The sequence below is a fragment of the Pseudomonas sp. CCC3.1 genome (genome assembly GCF_034347405.1).
GTDB lineage: Bacteria > Pseudomonadota > Gammaproteobacteria > Pseudomonadales > Pseudomonadaceae > Aquipseudomonas.
In genome coordinates, this window is sequence record NZ_CP133778.1 from 3,164,383 (window position 1) to 3,186,711 (window position 22,329).

At 58.7% G+C, this 22,329-nt stretch carries 21 protein-coding genes; 8 read left to right on the forward strand and 13 right to left on the reverse strand.

From position 1 onward, the window contains the following. Positions 1-10: 10 nt before the first annotated feature. Positions 11-706 (reverse strand): GntR family transcriptional regulator, encoded by a 696-nt coding sequence (locus tag RHM56_RS13970; RefSeq protein WP_322233023.1) that lies wholly within the window; start codon positions 704-706, stop codon positions 11-13. Between the two features lie 432 nt (positions 707-1,138). On the opposite strand from RHM56_RS13970, the gene RHM56_RS13975 reads away from it, so the two are divergent. The 6 genes from RHM56_RS13975 to RHM56_RS14000 all read left to right on the forward strand — a co-directional run bounded on the left by RHM56_RS13975 (position 1,139) and on the right by RHM56_RS14000 (position 7,034). Then, positions 1,139-1,648 carry a sigma-70 family RNA polymerase sigma factor gene (locus RHM56_RS13975; protein WP_322233024.1) on the forward strand — a complete coding sequence of 170 codons (510 nt, stop codon included), beginning with the start codon at positions 1,139-1,141 and terminating at the stop codon, positions 1,646-1,648. Continuing rightward, positions 1,645-2,625, forward strand: a complete 981-nt coding sequence (locus tag RHM56_RS13980; RefSeq protein ID WP_322233026.1) for a DUF4880 domain-containing protein — start codon at positions 1,645-1,647, stop codon at positions 2,623-2,625. The genes RHM56_RS13975 and RHM56_RS13980 overlap by 4 nt, the downstream gene beginning before the upstream one ends. A gap of 287 nt (positions 2,626-2,912) precedes the next feature. Further along, positions 2,913-5,339: a TonB-dependent siderophore receptor gene (locus RHM56_RS13985; protein WP_322233028.1), complete on the forward strand. Its 2,427-nt coding sequence runs from the start codon at positions 2,913-2,915 to the stop codon at positions 5,337-5,339. A gap of 198 nt (positions 5,340-5,537) precedes the next feature. Further along, the gene (locus tag RHM56_RS13990) at positions 5,538-5,699 is read left to right on the forward strand and encodes a hypothetical protein (protein WP_322233030.1); all 162 of its coding nucleotides are present in this window, start codon (positions 5,538-5,540) and stop codon (positions 5,697-5,699) included. A 5-nt stretch (positions 5,700-5,704) separates the two neighbouring features. Then, on the forward strand, positions 5,705-6,340 hold the full coding sequence (locus RHM56_RS13995) for an XRE family transcriptional regulator (protein ID WP_322233032.1): 636 nt from the start codon (positions 5,705-5,707) through the stop codon (positions 6,338-6,340). 172 nt (positions 6,341-6,512) lie between these two features. Beyond that, entirely contained in the window at positions 6,513-7,034 is a 522-nt protein-coding gene (locus tag RHM56_RS14000) for a hypothetical protein (RefSeq protein ID WP_322233034.1), read from the forward strand. A gap of 268 nt (positions 7,035-7,302) precedes the next feature. On the opposite strand, the gene RHM56_RS14005 is transcribed toward RHM56_RS14000, so the two are convergent. The 4 genes from RHM56_RS14005 to RHM56_RS14020 all read right to left on the reverse strand — a co-directional run bounded on the left by RHM56_RS14005 (position 7,303) and on the right by RHM56_RS14020 (position 11,603). Then, positions 7,303-8,325: an SMP-30/gluconolactonase/LRE family protein gene (locus RHM56_RS14005; protein WP_322233036.1), complete on the reverse strand. Its 1,023-nt coding sequence runs from the start codon at positions 8,323-8,325 to the stop codon at positions 7,303-7,305. A gap of 39 nt (positions 8,326-8,364) precedes the next feature. Beyond that, the gene (locus RHM56_RS14010) at positions 8,365-9,753 is read right to left on the reverse strand and encodes a tripartite tricarboxylate transporter permease (RefSeq protein WP_322233038.1); all 1,389 of its coding nucleotides are present in this window, start codon (positions 9,751-9,753) and stop codon (positions 8,365-8,367) included. After that, positions 9,750-10,226, reverse strand: a complete 477-nt coding sequence (locus RHM56_RS14015; RefSeq protein WP_322233040.1) for a hypothetical protein — start codon at positions 10,224-10,226, stop codon at positions 9,750-9,752. Before RHM56_RS14015 ends, RHM56_RS14010 begins: the two co-directional genes overlap by 4 nt. Before the next feature lie 90 nt (positions 10,227-10,316). After that, positions 10,317-11,603 carry a hydroxymethylglutaryl-CoA reductase, degradative gene (locus RHM56_RS14020; RefSeq protein ID WP_322233042.1) on the reverse strand — a complete coding sequence of 429 codons (1,287 nt, stop codon included), beginning with the start codon at positions 11,601-11,603 and terminating at the stop codon, positions 10,317-10,319. Positions 11,604-11,734: 131 nt separating this feature from the next. Here RHM56_RS14020 and RHM56_RS14025 point away from each other — a divergent pair, with 131 nt between their 5' ends. Further along, complete coding sequence (locus RHM56_RS14025) at positions 11,735-13,105, forward strand: PLP-dependent aminotransferase family protein (RefSeq protein ID WP_322233044.1); 1,371 nt, start codon at positions 11,735-11,737, stop codon at positions 13,103-13,105. Positions 13,106-13,122: 17 nt separating this feature from the next. Here RHM56_RS14025 and catA read toward each other — a convergent pair whose 3' ends face one another. From catA to RHM56_RS14065, 8 genes are all read right to left on the reverse strand, one after another. Then, positions 13,123-14,046 carry a catechol 1,2-dioxygenase gene (gene catA, locus RHM56_RS14030; protein ID WP_322233046.1) on the reverse strand — a complete coding sequence of 308 codons (924 nt, stop codon included), beginning with the start codon at positions 14,044-14,046 and terminating at the stop codon, positions 13,123-13,125. A gap of 54 nt (positions 14,047-14,100) precedes the next feature. Beyond that, a complete protein-coding gene (catC, locus tag RHM56_RS14035; RefSeq protein ID WP_322233048.1) occupies positions 14,101-14,391 on the reverse strand; it encodes a muconolactone Delta-isomerase in 291 nt (96 codons plus the stop codon). Positions 14,392-14,451: 60 nt separating this feature from the next. After that, entirely contained in the window at positions 14,452-15,576 is a 1,125-nt protein-coding gene (locus RHM56_RS14040; RefSeq protein ID WP_322233050.1) for a muconate cycloisomerase family protein, read from the reverse strand. Between the two features lie 28 nt (positions 15,577-15,604). Beyond that, entirely contained in the window at positions 15,605-16,366 is a 762-nt protein-coding gene (locus RHM56_RS14045; RefSeq protein ID WP_322233052.1) for a 1,6-dihydroxycyclohexa-2,4-diene-1-carboxylate dehydrogenase, read from the reverse strand. Positions 16,367-16,387: 21 nt separating this feature from the next. Next, positions 16,388-17,401 carry a benzoate 1,2-dioxygenase electron transfer component BenC gene (benC, locus tag RHM56_RS14050; protein ID WP_322233055.1) on the reverse strand — a complete coding sequence of 338 codons (1,014 nt, stop codon included), beginning with the start codon at positions 17,399-17,401 and terminating at the stop codon, positions 16,388-16,390. Positions 17,402-17,471: 70 nt separating this feature from the next. Next, a complete protein-coding gene (gene benB, locus RHM56_RS14055; protein WP_322233057.1) occupies positions 17,472-17,960 on the reverse strand; it encodes a benzoate 1,2-dioxygenase small subunit in 489 nt (162 codons plus the stop codon). After that, complete coding sequence (gene benA, locus RHM56_RS14060) at positions 17,960-19,315, reverse strand: benzoate 1,2-dioxygenase large subunit (RefSeq protein WP_322233059.1); 1,356 nt, start codon at positions 19,313-19,315, stop codon at positions 17,960-17,962. The genes benB and benA overlap by 1 nt, the downstream gene beginning before the upstream one ends. A gap of 263 nt (positions 19,316-19,578) precedes the next feature. Further along, positions 19,579-20,535 carry an AraC family transcriptional regulator gene (locus tag RHM56_RS14065; protein ID WP_322233061.1) on the reverse strand — a complete coding sequence of 319 codons (957 nt, stop codon included), beginning with the start codon at positions 20,533-20,535 and terminating at the stop codon, positions 19,579-19,581. Positions 20,536-20,835: 300 nt separating this feature from the next. Here RHM56_RS14065 and RHM56_RS14070 point away from each other — a divergent pair, with 300 nt between their 5' ends. Beyond that, on the forward strand, positions 20,836-22,314 hold the full coding sequence (locus RHM56_RS14070; RefSeq protein ID WP_322233063.1) for a benzaldehyde dehydrogenase: 1,479 nt from the start codon (positions 20,836-20,838) through the stop codon (positions 22,312-22,314). The last annotated feature ends 15 nt before the right edge of the window (positions 22,315-22,329 follow it).

Genomic DNA, 22,329 nt, shown 5'->3' on the forward strand with positions numbered 1-22,329 from the left:
ATTTCTCCGGTTAAGAATGACCTGCAAGATCGACCAGTGCGTCCGCCTTAATGCCTTGGGGCGCAATAAAGATTTCCATGTTTTGACGTGACAGTTCCCAGTGCTCAAACACCAAGTCCACCACCGCACCTTCATCACGGCGCTCAATGGCCTCGATAAACGAATCATGATGTTCAGCCGACTGTTCGAGGTGCTGTTGCATATCCTCGTTTTGAGGACGGAAAAAGGTATTACCGATGCGCGAGTGATCAATCAGTAAACGTTCAAGGCTGGGTTGCAAATAAGGGTTGCCGGCCATTTCACCCATGATGGCGTGAAAACGATTGTTCTCGACCACCATTGCCAGCGCATCGTGTGAACGTGTGGCCTGACGAAACCGCGACTGCGTGTCTTTTAAATCAACCAACTGCCGAGGTTTAAAGTTCTGCACCGCCAGACGGCCAATAGCGGCGTACATCATTGGCGCAACCAGAAAGAAGTTGCGCAAGGTGGAATGGTTCATCGGGATAACCCGCGCGCCCCGATTTTCTCGAATATCGACATACCCTTCACCGGCCAGTCGGCGAAACACTTCTCGAACGGGCGTGCGTGAAAGACCGTATCGCTCGCTCAGAAGCACTTCATCCAGCGCTTCGTCAGGGTCCAGTTCCATGGTCAGAATTTGCCGCTTCAAGTCTTCGTAGAGACAGGTTTTGCCGTTTTTCACAAACAACCTCCAGAGGGAGTTGCGCCGCCAGTTAGGCCTGACCGTTGAGGCCAGACTCGCATGGGGCATTAGGGTCGTCAACATATTGTATTTTCTGTGTATACATAGAAAACACATCTAGAAACGCAGGTTTAATTCTTCTTTTACCTTACAAATCATAGATTTATTAAATAGTCGGAAAAGCAACTCCGTCGATAAAACAAAAGAACAAGGTCGTTTTTGGAACGTTTATGACGGGAACAAGCATGAGCACGCCTGACACCCGACTCAGTGTCGAGCAGGCCGGTTGGTCAGTTGCGACATTAAGAAGATCCATTGCGACATGCCAGGTCTCTCACCTTAATGGCCTGTACGAAACTTTCCCAAGCGCACGTTAATGAGAAGCGCTATCATTGCGATCTTTTGTCAATCTCCGCTCTGGAATGGCCAACGATGCTTCCATCCTCTTCCACGCGCAGTGTCGTAGGCGAGTTGTACGTCCAGCACCATGGCTGGGTAGTGCAGCTCTTACGGCGCAAGCTGGGTAATCAAGAACAGGCTCTGGACCTCGCACAGGATACGTTTGTGCGAATGCTGCGCACGGATTCGCAGCCTTCGTTGCGAGAACCACGCGCGTATCTCACCACGATTGCCAGCCGTTTATGTGGCCAGTATTTGCGCCGCCAAGCCTTGGAGCGGGCCTATATGGAATCGCTGGCCATCCTGGAACCCGAGCACATGCCCTCCCCCGAATCGCGTCTGTTGGTACTGGAAGCCTTGGACGCCGTGGGCCAGGTGCTGGATGGACTCGGCAGCAAGGTGCGGGAGATTTTCCTGTTGTCGCAACTGGACGGCCTGACCTATCCGCAAATCGCCGAGCGCATGGACTTGACAGTCAACGTGGTGCAAAAAGCCATGCTCAAGGCATACCGTCATTGCTATTGCGCAGTCTACGCAGCGTGAGTCTGTTCGAACCGGCCAACGCGCAACGGCTGGATCAGGATGTGGTCGAGCAAGCCATGTTATGGATGGTCACGTTGCAGTCGGGCGTGTGTAGCGAGGCCGAACATCAAGCTTGCTACAACTGGCGCAAACAATCGCCCGCCCACGAAATGGCCTGGCAGCGCCTGACCGGGCTAAACCGCGATGTGCGTGAAAGTACGCATTTACTGGCCCCCGAAGGCGCCCGCAGTTTGCTCCGGGCACGTAATACCACGTCGCGGCGCACGCTGCTCAAGGGCTTTGCCGGGCTCGGGCTGGTCATGGCCGCAGGCGTCGGCGTGCGGGAACGGGTGCTGCTGCCCGAGCTATTCAGTGACTACCGCACTGCCACCGGCGAACGGCGACGCATTTATCTGGCCGATGGCGTGGGCCTGACACTGGACACCCACACGGCGCTCGATACCCAGGCGACCGCGACGGGTATCGACCTGACGCTGAATCTGGGTCGGGTTCTGCTCACCTGCGCCGTGCCCGCCCACATCACCCTGAACACCATTCACGGCCGCGTCCAACCGACCACGCCTGCACGGCTGATCGTCAGCCAGGGGCTGCCCGATCTGCCCGGCACTCAGGTGCAAATGCTGGCAGGCAGCGCGTCACTTGAACTCACCCGCGGTGGACGCATCAGTCTGGAGGCCGGTCAGCAACTGACTGTCGACAGCCATGGCGCCGGGCAGTCCAGTCAAGTCACGGCGGCCTCACAGGCCTGGCTCAACGGCCTGCTAATCGCCGACCGCATGCCGTTGGCGCACGTGATTGGCCAGCTCAATCGTTATCGACGCGGCGTATTGCGCTGCGATCCGGCGGTCGCGGCCTTGCAGGTCTCGGGCTCGTTTTCGATTGACCAGCCAGATGCCAGCCTCGACCTGCTCGCCCGGGTGTTGCCGATTCGTGTGCAACGAGTATTCGGTTACTGGGCCAACGTGGTGCCCGCCTGATTCAATTATTTTTCAGCATAAGCGGCAGTTTTTTAAATCTCGTGCATCAGGTTAAGGGAAGACGCTGAAAAACAGCGCAGCGCCGCCTAATGCCAGTCAGTTAACGCACACTCCCCTGTGGGAGCGGGCTTGCCCGCGATGGTATCGACGCGGTTTAACAGAAAAATCGCATCGCCTGCATCGCTGGCAAGCCAGGCTCCCATGGGTTTCTCGCTGTAATTTAAACAGCGTTCGCTTAACGGACTGGCATTAGCACCACCGCCCCTTTTCACACATGGACAGTCTCTATGCACATCCGACTTACGCCCCTTGCCTGCGCCTTGCGCACCGTTTTATTGGGTCTGACGCTTGCCTCGGCCAGTCACACAGCCCTCGCCGCTTCAGCCAGCGAGCAGTCGCAAGGCCAGTCCTTCAACATTGCTCCCGCCAGCCTGGACCAAGTACTGGGCAGCTTTGGGCAACAAGCTGGGGTGATGATTGCCGTTGACTCGGCACTGACCACCGGCATTCAGAGTAACGGCCTCAAAGGTAACTTCGCGGTCGCCGATGGCCTGGAACAGTTGCTCGCGCCACTGGGGCTGCAAGCAGTCAGTGAAGGCCCCGGTTACCGCATCATCGCCAAGCCGCACGAGGGCTACGGGCAACTGCAATTGCAGTCCACTCAAGTGATGGCCAACCAGTTGGGCACGATCACCGAGGGCAGCGGCTCGTATACCCCCGGCACCATCGCCACGGCTACCCGACTGGTGCTGTCGCCACGCGAGACGCCGCAGTCGATCACCGTGATCACCCGCCAGCACATGGACGACTTTGGCCTCAGCTCCATCGACGATGTGATGCGTCATACGCCGGGTATCACCGTCTCGACCTTCGACAGCGAGCGCACCAACTACTACGCGCGTGGCTTTTCGGTCGAAAACTTCCAGTACGACGGCATCCCCACCTTGCGCAACTCGGCCTATTCGTCGGGGCAAACCCTAAGCGACATGGCCATCTATGACCGCGTTGAAATCCTCAAGGGTGCAACCGGCTTGCTGACCGGTGCCGGTGCTCCCGGCGCAACAATCAACCTGATTCGCAAAAAACCGACCCGCGACTTCAAGGCCAGTGTCGAGCTTGGCGCTGGCAGTTGGGACAACTACCGCACGCAGGTCGACGTCAGCGGCCCGTTGACCGACAGCGGCAACGTGCGCGGGCGTGCAGTGGCGGCGTATCAAGACAAGCGCTCGTTCATGGACCGCTATGAGCGCAAGACCGGAGTCTACTTCGGCACACTCGAAGCCGACCTCAGCGACGACACCTTGCTGACTGTGGGCTTCGACTATCAAAACAACGACCCGCATGCCTCGGGCTGGTCTGGCAGCCGCCCATTGTTCGACCGCAATGGCGACCGTATCGACGTCAAGCGTTCCTACAACAACGGCGCCAACTGGAGCCGCTGGGAACAGACCACCCAGAGCGTGTTCTCAACCCTGGAACACAGTTTCGCCAACGGCTGGGTCGGCAAGGCCCAATTGACGCATCAGGTCAACAGCTACGACGCCCCGCTGGGTTCGGTCATGGATGGGCCCTTCCCCGCTACCGGCTTGTCGTCGGTGTATGCCAACAAATTCACCGGCACGACCCGCACCGACGCTGCCGATGCCTACTTCAGCGGCCCATTCAGCCTGGCGGGTCGTGAACACGAACTGGTGATTGGCGCCTCGGCCTCCAGCGCCCACTGGAAAGGCAAAGACTATGGAAACCCGACCTTTGTGAATGGCAACAAAGTGATCGATTTCTGGAACTACAACGGCGTCATCCCCGAGCCGGACTGGGGTGCACCGACCCAGATCAACGACACCACGACCCGGCAAACCGCCAGTTACTTCACTGCGCGCTTTAACCTCACCGATGAGCTGAACCTACTGTTGGGTAGTCGGATCGCCAACTACAAATTGACTGGCGATTATCACTCCAGTGAGACAGGCAAAGTCGTGCCGTATGTAGGGGTAACGTATGACCTCAACGACACCTTCACCGCGTATGCCAGCTACACCGATATTTTCATGCCGCAGACCTACAACCGCGACCGTGAGAACAAAGTGTTGCAACCGGATGAAGGCAAAAACTACGAGGTGGGGATCAAGGGCGAGTTCTACGGCGGTCGGCTGAACACCAGCCTCGCTTACTTCGAAGTGCATGAAGACAACCGTGCCGAACCCGACGCCGAGTACAACGCCGACCCGACCAACCCTTCGATTCTTTACGCCTCGATCGGCACCAAAGCCAAGACCAAAGGCTTTGAAGCTGAGGTATCCGGCGAACTGGCACCGGGTTGGCAGGCCCAGGCGGGTTACACGCATAAAATCATCCGCGATCACCAAGGCGAAAAAATCTCGACCTGGGAGCCACAAGATCAGTTGAGCGCCTACACCACCTATAAATTTCAGGGCCCGCTAGACCGCCTGACCATTGGCGGTGGAGCCCGCTGGCAGAACCGCAGCTGGCAGAACATCTACAACCGCACCAAAGCTCAGTACCAAGACTTTTCGCAGGAAGCTTACTGGCTGGTCGACGTGATGGCGCGTTACCAAGTCACCGATAACCTGTCAGCGACCCTGAACGTCAATAACCTGTTCGACAAGTACTACTACACCAACATTGGCTTCTACAACACCGCCTACTACGGCGACCCGCGCAATGTAATGCTCAATACCCGCTGGGATTTCTAAAATCTGTGTAGGAGCGAGCGTGCCTCGCGATCTTTTGATCTTTTAAAAGATCGCGAGGCAAGCTCGCTCCTACGGGTTCGCTTAACCTGCGCGCTAAGTCCTAAATCGAATTAACAAATGAAAATTCAGTATTTATAGAAATAAAAACAACGGATTAAGGTGGAGCCATTGAGTTGCCACTGCACAAGAGATCTGCCCATGTCCGTATCTGCCAATGTCATTGATTTCACCCTGTACCGAAAACGCCGTCAGGCACGTGCTGCGGCTGAGCTGATGTGGACCACCTACGCCGCTCGCGCCGGGATCGCCGTGTTCTTTGCCCCGTCGGTGAGTACTCCCAGCGATACTCGCCGGGCGTGAGCCGTATGAATTTCCTGCATACAGTTCCTGATCTGCCTGAAACACCCACCCCAACCAAAGACTGCAACACTGGCGACGACGCGATTGGCCAATGCGTCGCCCACAACCTGCAACGCCTGCGCAGTAAGCGCTATCTGTCACTCGATGCGCTGGCCCGTGCGTGCGGCGTAAGCCGAGCGATGCTGGCTCAGATTGAGTCCGGGCGCAGCGTGCCGTCGATCAAGGTACTGTGCAAAATCGCCAAGGGGCTAAAAGTCTCGGTGGCCGCGTTTCTGGAAAACCGGGCCTTTGAAGGGGTCGAACTGCTGCCGGCGCAACACAGCAAACGACTGGTGAGTGCCAGTGGCGCGTTTATCAGCCGGGCGTTGTTCCCTTACGACATGGCACGTCAGTCGGAATTTTACGAAATACGCCTCAGAGCCTTGGGCGAAGAAGTATCCGAGGGGCATGGGCCGGGGATCCAGGAAAACCTGGTGGTGGCCCAAGGGGTGATGGAAGTCAGCGTCAACGAGGAGCGCTATTTACTGTCCACCGGGGATTCGATTCTGTTTTATGCCGACCAGCCCCACCGCTATCGAAACCCGGCAGACAGCGAGGCGGTGGCTTTTTTGGTGATCACTTATCCGGAGAGACTGGATTAAAGCTCTCGTAGCAGCTGCCGAGCTTTGCGAGGCTGCGTCCGATTGCGAAGCGATCGCAACCCCTGAAAACCGGGTTTATCTGAAAGGATCGGGATAACCCATTTGCGACGACTACGTCCTCGGACGTAGCCTCGCAAAGCTCGGCAACTGCTACGAACTCAGAACTTAGCAGGTGCAGCACATCATCGGCATGCCATTGCAGCTCATCATCATGGGCATGGCGCAGTCGTTCATCATTTTCATCATGAGCATGCAGCAGTTGTTCATCATGTCCATGCTCATGCCAGGCATCGGCATCATCATGCAGGTCATGCAATCGGCCTCCATTTTGCATTCCATGACGCACTTCATCATCGGCATCGGCATGCCCATTGGCATCATCATCGGCATGTTCATGTTGGACATGCTGTTCATCATCGCCATGCCGTCTTCAGACATGCACATCATCGACATGTTGGCGCATTGCATCATCATCGGCATGCCGCAGTTCATCATCATCGCCATCATTTCGGCGTTGTTTTTGAACATGGCCATGTCCATGCCAGCAGCAGGTTTCATGGTGCACTTCATGCCCTTGTCGGTCATGGCGCAGGTCATGGTTGCCATCATCATCGGCATGCCCATCATCGGCATCATTGGCATGGCGTTGTTCATTGGCATTTGCATGGCGTTCATCATGTTCGAAACTCCGTAATCGACAGTAATGTAGAAATTCTGCGTTCGATTCTAGAGCCATCCGCCACCCGCGCAAGGCGCCGGCCGAGCAGCAGAAATGGACGCTGCACCCTGGTTTTACCTGAGCAATACAGCCTTTAAATCTGCTATTACAGGTAAATACCTGTCACAACACTAAAAATTATCTGCTGCTACAGCCAAACCGATGCAATGGATATTCAATCGAGGAATATCTAAAGACCTGAAAGAAATAAACGGTCTAACCGGCAGGTCAGAACGCCGGGCCATTACTGATGGGAGTACAGCTTCAGCGCATTGGCAAAGCCTTTGACCCGAAAAATAGCGCTGCCCTCACCCAGGTCACCGTCGCTGGCCACCAGGTACACCTCGTGGGTGCCGGGCTTGAGCGCCAGGCTGGTGGAACGCAAAAAATGCCCGTTTTCGCGGCCCGGTATCAGGATTTGACCGATGGGTTGCGCGTTGGCATTGAGCACCAGTACCCGCCCCTGGCTGTACAGGGCGACATACAGGTTGCCGTCCTGATCAACCCGCATCGAGTCGGGCGCCGGGCCGTTGAAGCGGTAAACCACCGCTTCGCCAAACGGCGCAATAGTCGTCGCATCCTTGAGTTCGATGCGGTGCAGCAAACCGGTGGCGAACTCGGTCACCCACAGGGTTTTCCCATCAGGCGACAAGGCGATGCCATTGGCAATCGCCAGCTTGGGCAAGATCGTCACCACCGGTTTACCACCGGCGGGCTGGTAGTAAACGCCCCCGGTCGGTTCGGTGGAGGAGCCTTTAAAGTCGGTGAAGTAGAAACCACCGCTGTTGTCGAATACCAGGTCGTCGACCAGGTACTTCTGTTTCTCGTCGATGACCACGTGCTGGCCCGAGCCGTCAGCGTTGTAAGCCATGACATTGCCGGTGTCCTTGAAGTTGCCCAAGCCCGCGACAAACAAACGCCCGTCTTTGTGAATCGCCAGCCCGGCAGAGCCCAAGGTGTTTTCAGGCACCAGTACGCTGAGTTTGCCCTGCGGATCAGCCTTGAGAACCTCACCGCCAAAGACGTCGACAAACAGCAGATTGCCCTCGCGATCAAACGAGGGGCCTTCCAGCTGCCTCGGGGTATCCGATACTTTTAACCAAAGCTGCGCGGTGACGGTCGGCAAATCTCGTTCCGCCGCAGGAATGGCGTACAGCTGTGGACCGCCCGGCGCATAGCTCAGGGTCGGAATGGGCGCTTGCGCGTGGGCGATACCCGGCGCAGCGCTCAGTGCCAACCATAGGGAAAAGCAAAGTGGCTTGTGCATGCTCAATACCCGATGAATGTTGTGATGGTTGGCAATCGGTCAGGCGCCCAACAGCGCGACCAACGCGGGCACGGTCAATACCGCTGTGTAGTACCCCATGAATTGCACGCCGATGTTGAACCCCAGAAAACGTGAGAGAAAACCGCCCAACAGCCCGACAGTGACAATCACCAACAACCCCAGCAAGCCACCCTCCCAGATACCGATGACCAGGATAAGCCCGACAAACGTCGCGATCACCGCTTCGTGGCTGATTTTGCGCGACACGTAAGACGCTGCCCGGTACGCGTAATTCATGGTGAAGGGGTACGCGATCAAGATGGCAATTACCACCGCCAGCATGCCGTAGCCCAAGAACTCCCAGGTGTTGAGCAACGAGTGCAGGTTATGCACCTCGCCCGATGCGGCATCGACACTAAAGCGCGGCGGCGCGTTGAACAAGGGCGCAGCCGGGCCCGCAGCCACCGGGCTCAGTGGCAAGCCAAAGGCAATCAGCGGGATCAGCGCTTCAGCAATGTAGGTGGACTCAGTCACGCCGTTACGCGCGGTAATCACCGTCGTCAGGCGGTGGTACACATGCTTGACCCGCGAGCCGACCAGTTCGCCCATGATCACGGTCATGGCCACCGGGCTGAACACAAAGGTGGCGCTCGATATGACCGCGGTGATGGCGGTCCACAGGCTTTGCTTACGGTCCAGCACCTTAAGCGGATTAGGGAAGAAACCACCGCCGTTTTTCACGTCGGGCGACAACGAAAACGTCCGGACTTCACGGCGGCGCATTTTTTCGCGTTCGGCCGGTGCCAGCATGGCAAACAACGCCGCAATCAACGGCCCGATGGCGATGCCCAAAAAGTAACTGACGCTGAGTTTGACCCCGTATTGCCCGGTCAGGGTTTGCAGGCCCAGGATGATCAGCACAAAGGGGATCAATGCCAGCACAGCAGCCAGACGCCCTTTGGAGAACCAGGCAATAGCAATGGCCGCTGCCAGAAAAATCCAGGGGGCCGTGCGTTTAATGGTGTCGCCGAACGGCGCCAGCATGACGGCAAACAATACCGCCATGGGCACTGCAATCAGCGCGGCAATCACGGCCCCGGAGATCATCTTGCGCAAGGCAATGTGAGGCACCCCCAGGTTGCGCAAAAAGTTGGCTTCGCGCATCAGCGGCGTGGCCATCGTGTCGCCGGGAATACCCAGTAAGGCCGTGGGCACCGCGTGAGTCATGTGTTTGGCCACGGCGCCCGCCAGGAAAAACGTCAGCACGCCGGGCGCAGGCACACCCAGCAAAACCACCAGCAAGGTCAGCGGGGCCAGGGTCGTGGTTTCGTCACTGCCGGAGATCAGCCCAATGGCCGCGAAGATCACCGCCCCCAGAATGCCCATGCCCAGCGCAATCAGCACCTGATCCAGCAAGGAAGCAATCATGACCGACCTCCATTGGCCATGAGGCCGGGTGTCGAATGCGGACTGGCAGTGGCCAGGTCTTGTTTGGCATCGACTAAACCTTGCTCGTATTCGACGAACAGGTCGTAGAGGTCCATGTCCCGAAGCTCTTTGATGGTTTCTGGAGGCAAGTCAGCGAGCCGCCCGAGATCACCGAATTCATTTTGCAAATCACTCAGCACCTGACTACGCCACGCCGGATCGGCCTCGTGCTCGACCACATGGCGCTTGGGTTTGAACAGGGTTGCGCTGATGGTGCCGCCCACCAGGCAGCCGACAATGCCGATCAACATGGCATAGGCGCGTGCCATCTGCGCCGAGGCCACCCACTCCAGCAAGAAGTGCTGCGCCGTAAAAAAGGCACTGAGGCTGACGATGGCTCCAATCACAATGGCGTAAAGCAGATGACGCGCATCCACGGTGTCGCCCCAGACTTCATAGAGTTCAGGTTTCAAAGAATTCTCCCACTGCTTTTTATTGTTATGAACGTGAAGAGATGCAGCTTTCTCTGTGGGCGCGCGTTTGCTCGCTCCGACAGGGCCGTGCTACTGACCACGCTTTTGTTTGAGCAACGCCGCGGCGTGATCCGCGCGCACATCGTGGGCTTCGACCATCTGCTTGACCAGCCAATTGAGTTCTTCACCCCGAGCGCCTGCCGACAACGCGATATTGCGCGCATGCAAGGCCATGTGCCCACGCTGGATACCTTCGGTGGACAGCGCCCGCAGCGCGCCGAGGTTTTGCGCCAGGCCGACCGCCACGGCAATTTCGGCCAGTTCCTGAGCCGTCTTGACCCCCAGAATGCGCAGCGACAGTTGAGCCAACGGGTGGGTCTTGGTGGCGCCGCCGACCAACCCAACCGGCATCGGCATTTCCAACGTCCCCACCAGATTGCCCTTGCCATCCTTCTCCCAAGTGGTCAGCGAGCCGTAATGGCCATTGCGGCACGCATAGGCATGGGCGCCCGCCTCGACGGCGCGCCAGTCGTTGCCGGTGGCGACGATCAGCGGGTCGATGCCATTCATGATGCCTTTGTTGTGGGTGGCGGCGCGGTACGGGTCGACCACGGCAAAGTTGTAGGCATCGAGAATGCCTTCAATCACCTCCTCGCCCTGAAACGTGGGGGTGGTCAGCAATTCGGGCGCAATGCGGATTTGCGCGCGGGCCAGGCGCAGGTCCGCGAGGTTGGAGAGAATGCGCAGACGGACTTTACCCCCCGTAATTTCTTCCATCAGTGGCGCAACCGCTTCGGCCATGGTGTTCACGGTGTTGGCGCCCATGGCATCACGCACGTCGACGATCAGGTGCGCCACCAGCATGGGTCCGCGCGGGCTTTGGGCAAAGGTGTGAACTTCAATATCCCGGCAACCACCGCCCAGTGAATTGAGGAGTTGGTCCTTGCGGTTGGCCAACTCGATGATTTCGTCTTTGCGGCGCAGCAGGCTCAAACGGGCGTTGAAAGGGTCTTCGACGTCTACGATCTGCACCTGGGCGCGCATCAGAGGCAGCGAGCTTGAGGTCTGGAAACCACCCGCCTCGCGCGCCAGTTTGGCCATAAAAGACGCAGCCGCGACCACCGAAGGTTCTTCAACCACCATCGGCACGATCACATCGCGGCCATTGATCTGGAAGTTGCTGGCCACTGCGTATGGCAATTCGAAGGTGCCAATCACGTTCTCGATCATGCCGTCAGCAATTTCCAGCGCCAGTGCGCCCGGATTGGCCAGCAGGCTGATGTCATCGGCAGACAGTTCGAGCAGGTCCTGCAAATGCCCCAGACGCTCGGCAGGCGCCATGCTGCGAAACATGGGAAGGCGCGAATCAATACTCATGGCGAAATCCTGTGGTCATTATTGTTGTCTGTGGCGCCACCCTAAATCGCTCTGTGCCCGCATAAAAGGTACAGTTCGCACAAACAGTACCCAATCTGTACCCTCATTCAATTTCTTCAGGATTCCAGACCATGGCGCGCCTGACCCTCGCTCAGCAACTGACTGCGTCTCTGGTCGAACAGATCGGTAACGGCACCTATCGGGTTGGTGATCGTTTGCCGTCGCTGCGCGAGTGCATGCGCCTGTTTGGCCATTCCAAAAATACGGTCATCAACGCGTACGAAGCACTGGCGTCCCAAGGGCTGGTTGAAGCACGCCACGGGCAGGGCTTTTTCGTGCGCCAGGGCGCTCCCAGCCACAGCGAGCCGGATGAACCCCTGCCCTATGCGCGGGCCATGGACACCATTTGGCTGATGCGCCAGCAGTTCGTTCGCGAACCGGGGCATTCGCCGCTCGGCGAAGGTTTCCCGCCAGTGGAATGGCTGATGGACTTGCGCCTCGACAAGTTCACCCGACAGATCATGCGCACCGGAGTCAACACGCTGTTTCGCTACGGCAACCGACTGGGCAATGCCAGTCTGCGCCAGCACCTGGTGCAAAAACTGGCGAGCTATTCGATCACCGCCAGCCCTCGGCAAATCGTCACCACCCACGGCGCTAACCACGCACTGGACCTGATCATTCGACGCTTTATTGCCCATGGCGATGCGGTGCTGGTTGAAGACCCCGGTTACTACCCGCTGTTCGGCAAACTGCAATTGCAAGGCGCACAGATGCTGTGTGTGCCGCGCCTGGCGGATGGGCCCGACATGGACGTGCTGGAACAGCACCTGCAGGTCCACAAACCAAAATTGTTCTTTATCCAGTCTGTGGGCCATAACCCGACCGGCTCCGACATTTCTCCCGGCAAGGCCCATCGGCTGGTGCAGTTGGCGCAGAGGCATAACTTTATTCTGGTCGATGACGACGCCCTGGCCGACTTTAAACCCGCCTCGGCGATCAAGGTCTCGGCGCTCGATCAACTGCAACGTTCACTGTATGTGGGCAGTTTTTCGAAATCAGTGTCTGCGGCATTGCGGGTCGGTTTTATTGCGGGCAGCAAGGATGTCATCGATGAATTGGGGGATTTGAAGATGCTGCTGCACACCAGCTCATCCGAGTTCTGTGAGCGAACGGTGGATGTGATTCTGATGGAGGGGCATTTCCTGCGCCATTTGATCCGCCTGCAAGAGCGCCTCAAAGTCGCCACCGCGACCGGTTTGCAGGTGCTCGACGAGATCGGCGCCGAGGTCTTTTGTCGCCCGGAACAGAGCCTGTATCTGTGGGCACGTTTTGCGCATATCGACGATGCCAAAGCGTTGACCCGTCAGTTATTGCCCAAAGGCTTCATGATCGCGCCGGGGCATATTTTTTCGCCCGAGCAATCGCGCATCAACCCTTGGACCCGGCTCAACGTGGCGTATTTAAACGACCCACTGCTTAAAGCCGTGCTCAAGGGTTAACACCGTGTTGCCGCTACCTAGCCCTGCAGCGCCCGTGGACGATGGCTGCGCTGTTCGGCGGCAGGGTCTGTCGCCTGCTGCAACTGGAAGTTGAAGCTCATTTCGGCATATCGACCCGGCACACCACGGGCGCCGTCCTCACGGAACACCACCTCGCCCACCAGCCCGTCACGGGTGGCATAGGCGAAGTCGTCCCACAGGTATTTCTCACCTGAAAGGTTGATCTGGGTAGTCAGGTGCCGCTGGCCGGGGGCCGAGATAAAGAAGTGCACGTGCGCCGGGCGTTGACCATGGCGACCGAGCTGGTCTAGGCATTCCTGAGTCGGGCCCTGCGGGTCGCAGCCGTAGCCGGATGGCACGATACTGCGAGCCCGGTAGCGACCGTCGGCGTCGGTGATGATCCGGCGACGCAGGTTGTACTGCGACTGGCTCTGATCAAAAAACGAGTACGTGCCTTTGGTGTTGGCCTGCCACAAGTCGACCGTGGCGCCAGGCACCGGATTGCCGTGGGCATCGAATACCTGGCCTTCCAGAAACAGCACGGTGCCGACGCCGTCTTCGCTGCCGTCATCCATGCGCGCCTCCCCTTCAGAAATCGGCGCGCCGGCCACATACAGCGGGCCTTCAATGGTCCGTGGCGTGCCGCCGGTCAACCCGACCTGCTCGTCTTTGACGTCTTGCAGCAGGTCCAGGAAGTGCTCGATGCCCAGCCCCGCCACCAGCAAACCAGCTTCCGAGCGCCCGCCCAGCCGATTGAGGTAGTCCACCGCCTTCCAGAACTCGTCTTCGCTGATGTCGAGGTCTTCTATCAGTCTGGCGCTGTCTTGCAACACTCGCAGGAGGATGCTTTTCAGGCGCGGGTTGCCATTATCGTTACCGAAGCCCGCGGCTTCTTTGAAGAAGGTCTGAATCGCGTCGGTGTGAGAGATCTTCACGGTCATGTTGCTCACCTCATATTGTTTTTATGCAACGGATTTATCAGGGTCAAACAGACTTCAACGGTCGTCGGCATGGATCGAAGACGGGTGGCGGCACAGACCGTCAATTTCGATGTGCATGTACGAGAACAGCGGCAGTTGCAGCAGCAGGTCATGCAGGGCTTCGACGCTGGCCACGTCGAACACGCTGTAATTGGCGTAGTACCCGGCAATGCGCCACAGGTGGCGCCACTGGCCTTCGCGTTGCAGTCGCTGGGCCAGTTCTTTCTCGTCAGCCTTGAGCTGGGCGGCCTTGGCTGGGTCCATGTCGTGTGGCAGGTTCACGGTCATTTTTACGTGGAAGAGCATGGGGTTCTCCTTAAAGAGCCATTCACAATTTTATAAACGCGCCCTACTGTGGGAACTGGCTCACACAGGGCGGCGAAAATGCGCCAGGCGCTCTTCGTCCAGCGCCAGGCCAAGGCCCGGCGTGCGCGGGATGTGCAGTTCAAAATCGCGGTACACCGGGGCGTCGATGACGATGTCGTCGGTCAACAGCAATGGCCCGAACAGCTCGGTGCCCCAGGTCAGTTGCTTGAGCGTGAGAAACGCGTGGGCCGACGCCAGGGTGCCGACCGAGCCTTCGAGCATGGTCCCGCCATACAGCGCGATACCCGCCGCTTCGGCGATGTGCGCCGTTCGCAGCACGGCGCGCGGGCCGCCGTTTTTGGCGATCTTGAGTGCAAACACACTGGCCGCACCCTCGGCCGCCAGGCTGAAGGCATCCTCGACACTCTCAATCGATTCATCCGCCATGATCGGCGCCGGGCTGCGCAGGTTGAGGCGCACCTGCCCCGAACGATTGACCCGCGAAATCGGCTGTTCGATCAGGTCAATGCCGTTGTCACCCAACACCTGGCAACCACGAATCGCCTGGGACTCGTCCCAATACTGATTAACGTCGACGCGCACACTCGCGCGTTCACCAAGGGCTTTTTTGATCGCGATCACATGCTTGAGATCGTGCTCCAGCGGGTTGGCACCAATCTTCAACTTAAAGATCCGGTGGCGCCGCGCATCAAGCATCTGCTCGGCTTCGGCAATGTCGCGGGCGGTGTCGCCACTGGCCAGCGTCCAGGCCACTTCCAGGCTGTCGCGCACCCGCCCACCCAGCAATTCGCTGACCGGCAAGCCCAGGCGTTTACCGTGTGCATCGAGCAGCGCGCTTTCGATTCCGGACTTGGCGAAGGTGTTGCCCTTAGCTGTTTTGTCCAGGGTCTGCATGGCCGCGTTGAGGTTGCCAGCGGCCAGACCCACCAGCACCGGGGCCAGGTGCGCGTCGATATTGGCCTTGATGCTTTCAGGGCTCTCATATCCATAGGCCAGGCCGCCAATGGTGGTGGCTTCGCCGATGCCTTCAATGCCATCACTGCAGCGCAGGCGCACGATAACCAGGGTTTGTTTTTGCATCGTGTGCATCGCCAGCTTGTGCGGGCGAATGGTCGGCAGGTCGACGATGATCGTCGTCAGGCTTTCAATCAGGGCTTGGCTCATTCAGGTTCTCCAGTCAGATGAATAGGTATCAGCCGAGGTCGCCGCCACCCACCGGCAATGTCACGCCGGTGATATAGGACGCCTCGTCACTGGCCAGAAACAGGATCGCGCCGACCTGTTCGTCAACGCTCGCGTAGCGTTTCAGCAGGCTGCTGTCGAGGGTCTGATCGACGATTTGCTGATACCAGGTTTTTTCTTCCGAACTCTGTTCGCCAGCGTTACGCGGGATGCGCCGTGGCGGCGCTTCGGTGCCTCCCGGTGCGGTGGCGTTAACCCGAATACCGCGCTCGGCATTTTCGAAGGCGAGGCAGGCGGTCAAGGCATTCACCCCACCTTTGGCAGCCCCGTAAGGTACGCGGTTGACACTTCGGGTAGCGATTGAAGAAATATTCACAATCGCTCCGCTGCCCTGTTTGAGCATGTACGGCAATGCTGCGTGGCAACACCACAGCGTCGGAAACAGCGAGCGCCGGACTTCTGCTTCGATCTCGTCCACTTGATAGTGCTCAAATGGTTTGGCCCAGATCGTGCCGCCGACGTTGTTGACCAACACGTCCAGACGGCCAAAGGCCTGTACGCCCTGTGCCATCACCCGTGCGCAGTCCGGGTACTGTTCAAGATCGGCGGTCAACGTCAGCACACCAGGGCCTTGCAGTTCGTGAACCAGCTCGGAGCGATCGACCGCGATCACCTGCGCACCCTCGGCCAGCAGACGTTCGCACACACGGCGGCCTATTCCTTGCGCAGCGCCTGTCACCAGCGCGACTTTGTTGTCGAATCGGTTGTTCATGGCTACCTCGATTTAAAAAGATCACGCCGCAGCGGCTGCGAACTTCTCGTAATAGAAATTGACCGGGGTAATGCCCTGCTCGCGGATGTACTGACTGACCGCCTCGACCATCGGCGGCGGGCCGCACAGGTACACGTCGACATCGCCCTGGTTCAAATGGCGCGGCTCGATGTGCTGGGTCACGTACCCCTTGAGTGGGTGCAGGCTTTGCGGGTTGGCCACGCAAGCGCTGAAGCTGAACGTGGGGATCAGTTCGCTCAGGGCTTGCAGGCGGTCCAGCTCGACCAGATCAAAATCGTTGGTCACGCCGTAGATCAGGTGCACCGGGTGCGGGCTGCCCTGCTCGGCGATTTTTTCGAGCATTGCGGTAAACGGTGCCAACCCTGTTCCGCCTGCCAGCAACAGCAACGGGCGCTGGATCTGGCGCAGGTAAAAACTGCCCAGCGGCCCGGCCAAGGTCATGCTGTCACCGGCCTTGGCCAGGCCGGTTAAAAAGCTGCTCATCAGCCCGCCCGGCACGTTGCGAATCAAAAAGCTGACCTCGCCGTCCTTTTGCAGGGTGCTGAAGGAATACGCGCGTGTTTGCGCGCTGCCGGGCACCTGCAGGTTGACGTACTGGCCCGGCAGAAACGCCAGGCGGCTGAGCGAGTCGCCCTTGATCGATAACGCGATGGTGCTCTCGGACAGTTGGCGCAGGTTGCTGATCACGGCCTCGAAACTGGACTGCTGGGTCTTGCAGACCGTCGAAGAGGCTGGCACCCGCAGCACGCAGTCACTTTCGGCGCGCATCTGGCATGTCAGCACGTAGCCCTGCTGGACTTCCTCAGTGCTCAAGGCGTCTTCGATAAACTCATCGCCCAGGTCGTAACGACCCGCTTCAGCGAAGCATTTGCAGGTGCCGCAGGCGCCATCGCGGCAGTCCAGCGGAATATTGATGCCCTGGCGATACGCCGCGTCGGCGACGGTTTCCTGGCCGTTGGCCTCGATAAAACGGGTGACCCCGTCTTCAAAGTTGAGCGCAATCTGAAAGCTCATGGTATGTCTCCCGCACAGTGCCGGGCCGAAGGCGCCCACAGGCACCCGCTGCCACTCGGCACCCGGTTAATCAGATGTGGTAGATGTCGATGACCTGACGCACGTAGTCGTTCTTGAGCACCACTTTCTTGGCCGTGATCAACGGCTGTGAGCCGCGCAGGTCAAGGGTGTAGAAGCTGGTACCGAAGTAGCTGTCGGTGGTCTTGTAGCGAAAGCTCAGGGTGTGCCAGTTGAAACGCACCCGGCATTGCCCGTCGCGCTCTTCGACGATCTCGATGTTGCTCAGATTGTGCGAGGTGCGGGTGTCCGGCAGAGTCGCGCTGGAACGCTCGGTTTTAATCCGGAACACACGGTCTTCGAGGCCGCCACGGTTGCCGTACCAGATCAGCGAAATTTCGCTGTGCGGGTCCTCGGTCAGCGCGTCACTGTCATCCCAGGAGGGCATCCAGAAACTGGCGTCGGCGGCGTACAGCTCCAGCCACAGGTCCCATTGCGAGTCATCCAGGTAGCGCGCTTCGCGGTACAGAAAATCACGCACGGTGTCGTAGGTAGTGCTCATCACACGGCCTCCACTGGAATCAGCGTCGGCTCGCTGGCGACAGCCTTGAGCAGGGTCTCCTGCCAGTATTTGTGTTGCAGCACGAACAACCCTTCGTCTTCGGTACGCACCCCGGACAGCAGCGGTGTGAGGTCGATTTCTTTGGCCGCCGCATCGGCGCCCTCAACCCAGTGCGTTGCCCCGCGCGACATGTCATTCCAGCCGCGCCCGGCGCCATAGCCGGTCTGGCAGGAGCGAAACTCTTCAAGATCATCCGGGGTGGCCATGCCGCTGACATTGAAGAAGTCTTCGTACTGACGAATCCGCTGGGTGCGCGCCTCGCGGCTCTCACCTTTTGGGGCGATGCAGTAAATGGTGATTTCGGTTTTATTGACCGAGATCGGTCGGGCGATGCGGATTTGCGAACTGAACTGGTCCATCAGGTACACGTTCGGGTACAGGCACAGGTTGCGCGAATTCTCGATCATCCAGTCGGCCCGGGCCTGGCCGAAATCGCGGGCCAGTTCATCGCGGCGCTCATAGGCCGGACGGTCTTGCGGGTTGGCCCAGCGGGTCCAGAGCAGCAAGTGACCATTGTCGAACGAGTAGAAACCGCCGCCACTTTTGGCCCAGCTACCGGCGCTCATGGTTTTGATTTCACCACCGGCCTCGCGCAGGGTGCGCTGGTTCTGGGTGGCGGCGTAGTTCCAGTGCACGGAGCTCACGTGATAACCGTCGGCGCCGTTTTCGGCGGTGAGTTTCCAGTTGCCTTCGTAGATGTACGAGCTGGAGCCGCGTAATACTTCCAGGCCATCGGCGGACTGGTCGACGATCATGTCGATGATTTTGGCTGACTCCCCCAAGTGCTCGGCCAGCGTGCTGACGTCGGGGTTGAGGCTGCCAAACAGAAAGCCGCGATAGGACTCGAAACGCGCGACCTTGGTCAGATCGTGGGACCCTTCGCAGTTAAAGCCCGCGGGATAACCGGCTTCGCTCGGGTCCTTGACCTTTAGCAATTTGCCGCTGTTATTGAAAGTCCAGCCGTGGAACGGGCAGGTGTAGCTGGCACGGTTGCCGGTTTTGTGACGGCACAGCATGGCGCCACGATGGCTGCAAGCATTCAGGAATGCATTCAACTCACCGGCCTTGTTACGCGCGATAAAAATCGGCTGGCGGCCCATGGTGGTGGTCAGAAAATCATTCACATTGGGAAGTTGGCTTTCGTGAGCGAGATAAATCCAGTTGCCCTCGAAAATATGCGTCATTTCCAGTTCAAAAAGCCGTGGATCAGTGAACATCTCCCGCTTGCAGCGGTGGACGCCCTGCTCCTTGTCTTCCTCAAGCATGGCATTCAAGTAGTCGATTCCCAGGGACATGGCCAGGGCCTCCGTTGTTATTATTCAGGCCAGGTCAAGGTAGGGAATCGAGGGGCGGGGCACTATCCGTTTGCTGCAGATCGCTATCCGATTACTGCAATCACCCATTGCTGCGGCAACGGCTGCTGCGAAACCTGTGGGAGCCTGGCTTGCCAGCGATACAAGCGATGCGGTTTTTCTGTCAAATCGCGTCGATACCTTCGCGGGCAAGCCCGCTCCCACAGGTTTCTGAAGTGCGCCCCATGTCTAAAGGCTGTGCGGGTTTAGTGTCGGCGCTTGAGGGTGCTGGAAGGGAGTTCGCCATATTGCTGGCGATAGCTGTCAGAGAACCGGCCCAAATGCAAAAAGCCGTAATCCAGTGCCAGCTCGGTCAGGCTGCGCACGGTGCAACTCGGGTCGCTCAGACAAGCGTGGATGCGCGCCAATTTGCGCTGGCGAATGTGCTGCAATGGCGTCACACCCAATTCGCGCTCGAACAGCACGTACAACGAACGCTGGCTCATGCAGGCCTGCGTCGACAAGTGCTCGGCACTCAATTCCTGTTTCAGGTTGCGCTCGATGTAATCGAGGATGCGTTCAAGGTTGGCACCCCCCGCGGCCAGGTTTTCGCGGCTGATATTGGTGTGCATCAGCGTCAGCAATTTGCTGCCGACGATCTGCGTGTAGTGCTCCTGCACCCGCAGCAACGGCTCACTGGCTTCTGACTCCTGGCAGACCATCCCGAGCAAGCCGAGAAACCCTTCCAGCTCGTCCAGTTGATAGTGATTGCGCAAAAAACGCACGCCACTGGCCGGGCGTTTCCAGCGTTGCTCATCGCACACCGACTCAAGCACGCTGATCGGCAGTTTGAGGATGAATTTTTCGCAATCTTCGGAATACGTCAGGTCGACCGGGTCATCCGGGTTGATCAGCAGCAGCTCGCCCGGCACCAGATGGTGTTCGCGCGTAGGTCCGCGCCACAGGCAATTGCCACGCAGCAGCACTTGCAGGTGAAAGATGTTTTCCAGCGCTGGCGAGGTCACGCGCACGCTGCCTCCGTAGCTGATGCGACACAGATCAAGCTCGGCGAACTTGCGGTGATTGAGGCTGGCCTGCGGTCGAGTGGTCCGCGACAGGCCGATACAGTGTTGCCCGACATGCAGGTTCACATAATCGGAGACGGCATGTGGATCGGCGTGCCGAAACACGCTACTGCGCTCACTCAACAGGCGGCTATCCATCGGCAGGGTCTCAAGCTTTTTTAATTATTGTGGGTGTCACGTCAGCCAGAGTACCCACCTGCCTTGCGGCATATCAATTGGGCAGATGGACGGTGCCCGATAATCGAACACTATTTGCGGACGCCGCTAAATCTTCAAATCTGTGCGATTACCGATCAACTGCCTTTGTTGTCCTGCTCGTCGCGTCCTACTCTGTATCAGCTAAAAAATCATCAGAGTGCCTGCATGTTCATGGGGTTTGCCCCTCTGCATAGACAGGCTTGCACACTCCAGCCGGACATTTCCCCAGGAAGTTCCACCATGCCTGCAACAATATCTACTGCCGATTTTCTGCCTCTCGAACGCTGGAACACCCACCTGTTCACCGGCGCTTGGGTGTCTGGCCCGCTGCCGGCCACCGATGTGATCGAGCCCGCGACCGGCGAACGCCTTGGCGCCGTGGGCAACGCCGACGCGGCCACTGTGACGGCTTCAGCCAAGGCCGCCAGCGCCGCACAACGCGACTGGTTTGCCAAACCCTACGATGAGCGCGCCGAGGTGTTGCGCAAAGCCGCACAGATTGCCGAGCAACATGTTGAGAGCATCGTTGAATGGCTGGTGCGCGAAAGTGGCTCGACACGTGCCAAGGCCACAGCGGAAGCCAGGGTCAGTATCAAGGCGCTGCATGAAAGCGCAGGCCTGCCCTCGCGCAGTCAGGGCGAAGTGCTGCCCTCCACCCACGGCCGCCTGAGCCTGGCACGTCGTCGCCCGCTGGGGGTCATCGGGGTGATCTCGCCCTTCAACTTCCCGCTGTACCTGGCGATTCGCGCCGTGGCGCCAGCGTTGGCGACAGGCAATGGCGTGGTCCTCAAGCCTGACCCGCGGACAGCGGTGTGTGGCGGTTTTGTGATTGCCCGGATCTTTGAATTGGCGGGTCTGCCCGCGGGTTTGCTGCATGTACTGCCAGGCGGCGCACAAGCGGGCGCGGCCCTGACCAGCGACCCGAATGTGGCGATGATCCAGTTCACCGGTTCTACCGGCGCCGGGCGCAAAGTCGGTGAAGCTGCCGGCAAACACTTGAAGAAAGTCTCGCTGGAACTGGGCGGTAAAAACTCGCTGATTGTGCTGGATGACGCGGACATCGATCTGGCCCTGGCCAACGCCACCTGGGGCGTTTACTTGCATCAGGGGCAAATTTGCATGGCCACTGGCCGCTTGCTGGTGCAGCGCGGTATTTATGAGCAGTTTGTGCAGCGCCTGGTCGCCAAAGCCAAAACCCTGACGGTGGGTAACCCCGCGACCGAACACGTACACCTTGGGCCGCTGATCAACGCGCATCAACGTGACCATGTCTATCAGTCGGTGCAAGCCGCCCAACAGGCTGGGGCCAAACTGGAAGTCGGCGGCAATTATCAAGACCTGTTCTTTGAAGCGACTGTGCTCAGCGGCGTGACCCGCGACAACCCGGTGTTCCACGAAGAAATCTTCGGCCCGGTGGCGGTGGTCATTCCGTTCGACACCGACGAGCAGGCCATCGAATTGGCCAATGACACCGATTACGGCCTGTCAGCCGCCGTGCTGTCCAAAGACGTGGGCCGCGCACTCAAACTTGGCGAGCAACTGCGCGTCGGCTTGCTGCACATCAACGACCAGACCGTGAACGATGAAGTCATCAATCCGTTCGGCGGCGTCGGCGCCTCGGGCAATGGCACCAGCATTGGCGGGCCAGCCAACATTGAAGAATTCACTCAGTGGCAATGGCTCACCTTGAAGGGCGACGCGCCCGCCTACCCGCTTTAACGTTGGGAGAACAAT

Bases quoted from the DNA above. Each gene is read 5' to 3' on its own strand.
- catC (WP_322233048.1), bottom strand. From the start codon at position 14,391: ATGCTCTTCCACGTAAAAATGACCGTGAACCTGCCACACGACATGGAC.
- RHM56_RS14070 (WP_322233063.1), top strand. From the start codon at position 20,836: ATGCCTGCAACAATATCTACTGCCGATTTTCTGCCTCTCGAACGCTGG.
- RHM56_RS13985 (WP_322233028.1), top strand. From the start codon at position 2,913: ATGCACATCCGACTTACGCCCCTTGCCTGCGCCTTGCGCACCGTTTTA.
- RHM56_RS14040 (WP_322233050.1), bottom strand. From the start codon at position 15,576: ATGAGCCAAGCCCTGATTGAAAGCCTGACGACGATCATCGTCGACCTG.
- RHM56_RS14045 (WP_322233052.1), bottom strand. From the start codon at position 16,366: ATGAACAACCGATTCGACAACAAAGTCGCGCTGGTGACAGGCGCTGCG.
- catA (WP_322233046.1), bottom strand. From the start codon at position 14,046: ATGACCGTGAAGATCTCTCACACCGACGCGATTCAGACCTTCTTCAAA.
- RHM56_RS13975 (WP_322233024.1), top strand. From the start codon at position 1,139: ATGCTTCCATCCTCTTCCACGCGCAGTGTCGTAGGCGAGTTGTACGTC.
- benB (WP_322233057.1), bottom strand. From the start codon at position 17,960: ATGAGCACTACCTACGACACCGTGCGTGATTTTCTGTACCGCGAAGCG.
- RHM56_RS14020 (WP_322233042.1), bottom strand. From the start codon at position 11,603: ATGAGTATTGATTCGCGCCTTCCCATGTTTCGCAGCATGGCGCCTGCC.
- RHM56_RS14025 (WP_322233044.1), top strand. From the start codon at position 11,735: ATGGCGCGCCTGACCCTCGCTCAGCAACTGACTGCGTCTCTGGTCGAA.
- benC (WP_322233055.1), bottom strand. From the start codon at position 17,401: ATGAGCTTTCAGATTGCGCTCAACTTTGAAGACGGGGTCACCCGTTTT.
- RHM56_RS13995 (WP_322233032.1), top strand. From the start codon at position 5,705: ATGAATTTCCTGCATACAGTTCCTGATCTGCCTGAAACACCCACCCCA.
- RHM56_RS14005 (WP_322233036.1), bottom strand. From the start codon at position 8,325: ATGCACAAGCCACTTTGCTTTTCCCTATGGTTGGCACTGAGCGCTGCG.
- RHM56_RS14010 (WP_322233038.1), bottom strand. From the start codon at position 9,753: ATGATTGCTTCCTTGCTGGATCAGGTGCTGATTGCGCTGGGCATGGGC.
- benA (WP_322233059.1), bottom strand. From the start codon at position 19,315: ATGTCCCTGGGAATCGACTACTTGAATGCCATGCTTGAGGAAGACAAG.
- RHM56_RS14065 (WP_322233061.1), bottom strand. From the start codon at position 20,535: ATGGATAGCCGCCTGTTGAGTGAGCGCAGTAGCGTGTTTCGGCACGCC.
- RHM56_RS13990 (WP_322233030.1), top strand. From the start codon at position 5,538: ATGTCCGTATCTGCCAATGTCATTGATTTCACCCTGTACCGAAAACGC.